Annotated in this window: 6 protein-coding genes; 1 reads left to right on the top strand and 5 read right to left on the bottom strand. The window is 40.0% G+C overall.

What is annotated here, in order from left to right:
• The 5 genes from BVH02_RS21030 to BVH02_RS21010 all read right to left on the bottom strand — a co-directional run.
• A partial coding sequence (locus BVH02_RS21030; protein ID WP_240507481.1) for a glycosyltransferase occupies window positions 1-980 on the bottom strand: 980 nt, incomplete at its 3' end.
• Between the two features lie 554 nt (window positions 981-1534).
• Entirely contained in the window at window positions 1535-2503 is a 969-nt protein-coding gene (locus BVH02_RS21025; protein WP_086503440.1) for a polysaccharide deacetylase family protein, read from the bottom strand.
• A 33-nt stretch (window positions 2504-2536) separates the two neighbouring features.
• On the bottom strand, window positions 2537-2929 hold the full coding sequence (locus tag BVH02_RS21020) for a four helix bundle protein (protein WP_086503439.1): 393 nt from the start codon (window positions 2927-2929) through the stop codon (window positions 2537-2539).
• Window positions 2930-3082: 153 nt separating this feature from the next.
• On the bottom strand, window positions 3083-4300 hold the full coding sequence (locus BVH02_RS21015; RefSeq protein WP_086503438.1) for a hypothetical protein: 1218 nt from the start codon (window positions 4298-4300) through the stop codon (window positions 3083-3085).
• A 337-nt stretch (window positions 4301-4637) separates the two neighbouring features.
• A complete protein-coding gene (locus tag BVH02_RS21010) occupies window positions 4638-4874 on the bottom strand; it encodes a hypothetical protein (RefSeq protein WP_086503437.1) in 237 nt (78 codons plus the stop codon).
• Window positions 4875-4946: 72 nt separating this feature from the next.
• On the opposite strand from BVH02_RS21010, the gene BVH02_RS21005 reads away from it, so the two are divergent.
• A complete protein-coding gene (locus tag BVH02_RS21005; RefSeq protein ID WP_086503436.1) occupies window positions 4947-5270 on the top strand; it encodes a polysaccharide deacetylase family protein in 324 nt (107 codons plus the stop codon).
• The last annotated feature ends 1177 nt before the right edge of the window (window positions 5271-6447 follow it).

Raw genomic sequence — 6447 nt, 5'->3', positions numbered from 1 at the left:
TGTTGGATCACTTCACCAATTCCTCCAGCACTAGTGGCTACTACTGGGACTTTACAGGACATAGCTTCCAGCATAGCGATAGGCAAACCTTCAAATTCGGATGTGCTGAGGTAAATATCCATAAGCGATAAATAGGGAATTACATTTTTTTGGACACCTACCAGATGAAAATTCGCTGCTTTGCCAGACTTTTCAATTTGATCCTCGATTCTTCCTCTCCATTCCCCATCGCCAACTAGCATAAAATGTGCATCAGGGCATCTCTCCAAAACCTTCAGTGCCACATCCACCCAAAGCCATAGTCTCTTCTGTGATCTGAATACGGCAACGATACCGATTACTGTTGCATTTGTTGGGATCCCTAATTTCTCCTGTCTTCCGTCTTCCGTCTTCCGTCTTCTGAACATCTCCGTATTCACCCCGTTTTGTATCACTTTCAGTTTCATTCTACCATCCCTCCTGTAAGGACTCCAAATTGAATTTAACCTCATAGAGAGTGCTACTTCGTTGGATACTGCAATAGCGACATCCTGCTCCTTGAAACTTATTCGATTTCCCCAGTAGGAGAGTTTGTTGTAGCGATCCCAAGTGTTATGTTCTGTATATACTATTGGGGTTTTTATGAATTTACCTACAGATCTAGCTAGAATGCCAGCCCATGGCAAATGGGCATGAATAATATTTATTCTATGAGATTCGATGAATTCACGAACTTTTTTTACCTGAAAAAATAAGCCCAAATTTCCTGATGGGATTAGTTGAACACTGATGCCAGCTCGTTCCAGTTCCTCTACTATATTATTCTTTTGATGGTAAAAATAAAGGCAATGAAACTCAAATTGTGATTGATCATGCACCAGAGCAGTTTCAGGAATCAACTTTTCAGCACCTCCACGACCCAAGCTTTTTATAAGGTGTAAAACCTTGATTTTTTCACCTAGATCCTTCATCTTTTCTGCCCCCACCTTATTATTCATCATTTACCATTCATCATTTTAAATTCTTTACCCAATCTCCAATATCTAACTTCTGTTTTCCATCCTCGGCAAAAACCACCTATTCTAAAACTGTCTCTGCGCCGAGGCTGAACGGTTTTATTCTTATTATACCTAGGGTTGAAACCCTAGGCTACCTATAGTTCGTCCCGATGGGACTTATCCTAGCACCAAGCACAATAATTTTAAATTTTTAATTCTTTCATTTTAAATTCTTTCCCAAATCGCTCATCCCTCCAATTCCTGCTTTCCATCCTCCTGCACTAACTTTCAATAACCCACAGAATTTGTAGGCAGGATGCAATGGCGTTCTACTTTTTCTACCCAGGGTTAAAACCCTGGGCTACTAATCTGTCGTGCCTACAGCACTTTTTTGTACCAATCTTTAATCTCTATTCTCCAAATCTCTATTCTCTAATCTCCCAATCCCAAATTTCATATCTCTCAATCTCTATTTTCCCAATCTCTATTCTCTCATACAACTAACAACTCCCGATACCTATCGGGACAACCAACACCCAACAACCAACACCCAACAACTAACAAACCACCATCTCCCGAACCCCCTCCATATTCATACTCACCATCCCATACTCTGATTTTAAAGTTTGAAAGTGACTCATGATTTCATTCAGTTCAATCATTGCCGCTATTGGATCTGTGGCGAAATTATGGGGGTGCCACCAAAGATGATAGATTTCTTTTGCTTTGGCGGCAGAAAGCATTTCCTCTTTTACCCTGTTTAGACGTACTCTATTGAATACCTTATTGCTTTTGGAAATTGGTCGAAGAATTCTAGATGCTGGTATTAGTAAGGGCTCATTCTCTAGAATCTGCATTTGTGTCTTTGGATAGCTGGTTTTTTCACCAACTCTAAAAAAACAATCAGCTGATCTAAACCATTTTTTACTGAGATCTTCGTGCTGAGTTTCTTGCCAATACCAATTCCTTGGATTACTCCTCACCTGGGTATAACCTTCCTCCAGGCAGATTGGAAGGTATAATTCATTGATATGATTTCTAGGGAAGATTAGAGATTTCAACCGTATTCCAAATTTGTCCTGAGAGATCTTTTGAGTTGCCTGCAGATCCTGACGAAACTGCTCCGGGCTTTGTCCCCGCATTAAGGTGTAATAATGGGCATAAGTATGAGAACCTAGTTCTTGACCTGGGGTAGCAATTATTGCTTGTATTAGTTCTGGCGCAAAATGAACTTCAGGTTTAAGTCCTGAATTCTTTACAAACTCATAGGCCGAGAGGTTGGGATCTCTGTAGCTAGGTATTTGGATAGGGGAGTAATGCTTCCATTCCTCTTCATTTTGGGCGAACAGCATCCCCACAGTAGCCCATGTAGCCTTTATTTCATTTTTGGCAAAGGTTTCCAGCGTATCCAGCACAAGCAGACGTGTGTACTGAAAATAGCTAGGCTTGTAAGAATTGCCTACTTTATCAAAAATCCCCCATAAGAGCTCAAAATCAAGAGAGATAGTAAAAATGCCGTTGTTCATTAAGGGAGAATAGAGATATGGAGATTAGAAATTTTACCCCTTTCTTGAGGTTTTAATATGTTCTCTTTTTAGGTAAAAAATAAAGCCATTTAGCACCTTAAGAGATTCGATTATCATTGCTCTAAATTTTAGGTAAACTTCATGTGATATATATTCTTCATCTCTAGCTTCTATAATATGATCTAAAATCTCAGATATGGATCCTCGAGAATTGTAATAAAATTTATTGCTGTCAAGATAATGAAATCTTCCCCAGCCTTCGGCAATATTTGCTGTTGCAGATCTAGAAGCTCTAACAAGTTGAGACCTCAACTCATATTTTTCGCTAGAGGGGAATTTTATGATAACTTCCTTTTTAATACATTTTTTCAATTCATAGGCTAATTGCCAACATTTCAGGTTTTCGAATGTGTATGACCTTTCCATAAGTAAAAAGTTTAGATGTGAATTTATTCATTCTAAATAATTAATCAATTGGAAGTTAGTCTATTGTAGAAGAGAAATTGTAGCTGCCGATCTCTAATCTCTTAATCCCTCAATCTCTCATTCGCTGATTTCTTAATCTCCAATCTCTTTTCTCTATTTCTCCCCATTAGTCAATACCAAGTTTTTTCTCTCCTCCTCCACAATTCGATTAAAAATCTCTGCCCGTTTTCGAATTCTATTTTGCTTTTGCCAGTCTAGGAAGGCAACAATTACAAAGAGCATAAAATACATTATCTGAGACTTCTGCCGAATGATAATCCCCAGATTTGACATGACAAAGGTCATCGATATTGAAATAGAGATAAATACTACAGCGGACATTTTGACCATTGCTGGAGCTTCCTTCATGTATTTTATAAAATCCTTATTTATGATTTTACTGAACATGTAGATATAAAGTGTGTTTTCAAAGGAGATTGCTATTCCCAATAGATTGGGAGAATCAATAAAAAGTGGCCTAAACCAAAAAGTAAAAAGCTTCATGGGAAGACTGTAGGATCCCATGTCCACCCCAGAACCTGAGGACTGAAGACGCTGGGAATTTAAACCTGATTCCTCTTCAAAGCTTTCTATAACGTTATTGGGATCATAGCCTAAGAATGTAAGTAGGTCTGCATAGACATACATGCTTACTGCTATTGCTCCGATTGCCACCAGATATTTCTGATAGGTAGGTACTTTTTCCTTTCCTAAGACGAAGCCAACACCCATTCCTACTAATACTGCAAAGAGTATATGTGGACGGATCATATAGCACATGAAACCTCCCAAGATTATATGAAATATGCGTTTCCCAGGCCAGGAAAGTCCGTAGGTAAGTATTCCCAACCCTGCAAAGATGTAGGCGCCTTTTCCTAATGAAGCAGTCCAAAAGTGCATATTGGGAAGGAACATAAAGATGGTAATCGCATCCCAACCTTGAAACTTTGCATTGAAACGAAGATTTTCCTTAAAAAAACAGTAGAAATAGACAAAGCCCCAGAACCCTATCCAGGTGCTGAAAAACATCATCATATCGTAGTTAAACCCAAACCATTTGGCAAAAGGATAGTTTACCCATTCGATAAAAAGTGTTCCAGGTTTGAAAGCGTCAAACCAGTTTCTATAATGTCTAGAGCTATAAAAGTAATTAATAGAATCTGACCTGTTGAACTGAGAGTAAGCCCAATAGACTAATCCAAAAAGCATATGGTACCAATACATCTGGTTGAGAAGACCTGCTTTGATCCATTTGTGTTCCCTCTGAAGATTGCCCAGAATAGGTTGGCTGATGCCAAAGAGAACTAGAATAAGGATTACTGCTCCAAGCAAGGGGAATTGGTTTTTTGATAAAGATATTGAAGAAAGGCAGTTTTGGCAATAATTGAGTAAAAAGGTAGGGAGGAATCATTCTTCGTTACTTACAACCTTCGAGAAGTTTTCCTGAGTAAAGTAACCCCTTGTCATACTGAGCGTAATTAAACATTGTCACTCTGAGCGTCTCGCATAGCCATCGGGATCGAAGGGCCAATCTGCAATCATTTCCATCCTCCTGCATTAATTTTAGTCTCCAGAAGATGACCCTGCGCAGGAGGGAGATGGCCTATTTCTATATTTACCACGGGTTAAAACCGTGGTTAAAGACCAGGCATACCTACGGCATGCGCATCTAGCGCAAATCTCCAGTCCTGCCTGCAGAAGGCAGACTTGTGCTTTTAATAGCCACGTGCACCATGGTCTGTGTCTCACAGACCATTTTCTCCACCGTCGTTCTTATCATCACGAATGGATACAATCCCGTCCAGTATCTCAAAAATGAGCCTAATAAATATGCTTCATTTTCATTCCTCCACACATCAAAAAGCAAAAGAACAGAGGGGGATGGTTCTGGCAGGAAACCCAGCATGAGAACTTGATTAAGAAGATCTTTCGGTCTGCTGACTGTTTTTTTCAGGTAGGAGCTAGGTCCTCTTTCACAATGGAAGAGGTAAAAGAATTTGAGAACGAGCCCCTGATCATTCCAGCATCCAGAATTCTCCGTCCACAGCAGCAGTATAATATGATCATGAACAGAAGTCGCATGGCGAGGATAAAATCCGAAATGGAATACGCCGCCATTTATGGAGAAGTTTATCATCTTTGGTGGCATCCACATAATTTTGGTGCCTGTCCTGATAGTTCCATGGCAGAATTAAATGAGATAATAAATCAGTTCAACAGGCTTAAAATGGAGTATGGGATGCAATCTTTTAATATGCGAAGCCTGGGCGAGCAGGTAAAGAATAACGCGTTGATAGGTTAGTTTTCTCCCTTCCCCAATTGCCCAAAAAAGCCTCAAATCAATCTGATTTGAGGCTTTTTGTATGTATAACCTTCGAAGTGTCATCCTGAGCGTAGTCGAAGGATCTCCTCGAAGGTTTTGATTACATATTTCTAGTTCATTAGCTATGCGCCATCTTCCCTGCCAGCACAGCAAACTTCATCATTTTTTCATTCTCCGGATTTACTTAAGTAGTCCTACTCGGCACAAACTATCATTTACCAAAATGCCTCTGCGCCGAGGGGAATGGTATTTCTATTCTAAAACCATGGGTTGCACCCATGGCTATTACTGGGCCTACCTTTGGCAGGCAGCATAAAATAGCATGTCCTTCTTTTTAGCAGATTAGCTAATTATTAAGGTGCGGTGGGAGGTCGTGGCAGCGGGCCAGCGGTGGGAGTGTGCGGTGGAAGCTTTGCCACGACTTGGCTTTTTGGTTCTTTTGGGCCAAGCCAAAAGAACGAAGCGGTATACTTCGACATTCATCATTTATCATTCATCCTTTAATCATTTCCCTACCATCACCGGAATTCCTCCTCGGCACAAACTATCATTTACCAAAATGCCTCTGCGCCGAGGGGAATGGTATTTTTATTCTAAAACCATGGGTTGCACCCATGGCTATTAATGGTTTCACTCTTTCAGGGTGATTCTGGATTTCCGTGCAACTTAGGGAGTCATTCATATAGCAGATTAGCTAGTTTGGATGAAAAGGCCATTGGGAATATGTGGTTTTTATAATGTAGTCGTAGCCGTTAAGAAAATTGGCTAGCTCGCGAGGAACGAAAGAGATCCGCCAATTTTTAGGCATCGACAAATCTTAAAAATCAAATCGGCTAACCAACTTTGAACTTAATACCAGATTTACCCGATTTGAAACATAGACCCTGGCAAAGACTTTTGGATACTTTTGGTCTCAAAAAATAATCAGAGAAAACATTCTCAATTCAATTTATACGGGTCAATAGAGAGATTGAGGATAGATTTTCAGCAATTACTTCTTATTTTCATCCTCGGCACTAACTTTCAATTCTTACAACATCTCTGCGCCGAAGGAAATGGCCTGAATTCATTTTTTACCCCGAGTTGTACTCGGGGCTATTACTGAGCCTACCTTTGGCAGGCTTCTAAACATTGTAGGTACTTAGAAGAAGTCATC

Origin of the sequence: Algoriphagus ratkowskyi, from assembly GCF_002150505.1 — a bacterium.
GTDB lineage: Bacteria > Bacteroidota > Bacteroidia > Cytophagales > Cyclobacteriaceae > Algoriphagus > Algoriphagus ratkowskyi.
The sequence above is the reverse complement of the archived record's forward strand: the minus strand, read 5'-3'. Positions and strand labels throughout refer to the sequence as shown.

What these genes read in the sequence shown, in the direction of transcription:
- BVH02_RS21025 (WP_086503440.1), bottom strand. Translation starts at nt 2,503, where the DNA reads ATGAACAACGGCATTTTTACTATCTCTCTTGATTTTGAGCTCTTATGG.
- BVH02_RS21020 (WP_086503439.1), bottom strand. Translation starts at nt 2,929, where the DNA reads ATGGAAAGGTCATACACATTCGAAAACCTGAAATGTTGGCAATTAGCC.
- BVH02_RS21010 (WP_086503437.1), bottom strand. Translation starts at nt 4,874, where the DNA reads ATGCTGGGTTTCCTGCCAGAACCATCCCCCTCTGTTCTTTTGCTTTTT.
- BVH02_RS21005 (WP_086503436.1), top strand. Translation starts at nt 4,947, where the DNA reads ATGGAAGAGGTAAAAGAATTTGAGAACGAGCCCCTGATCATTCCAGCA.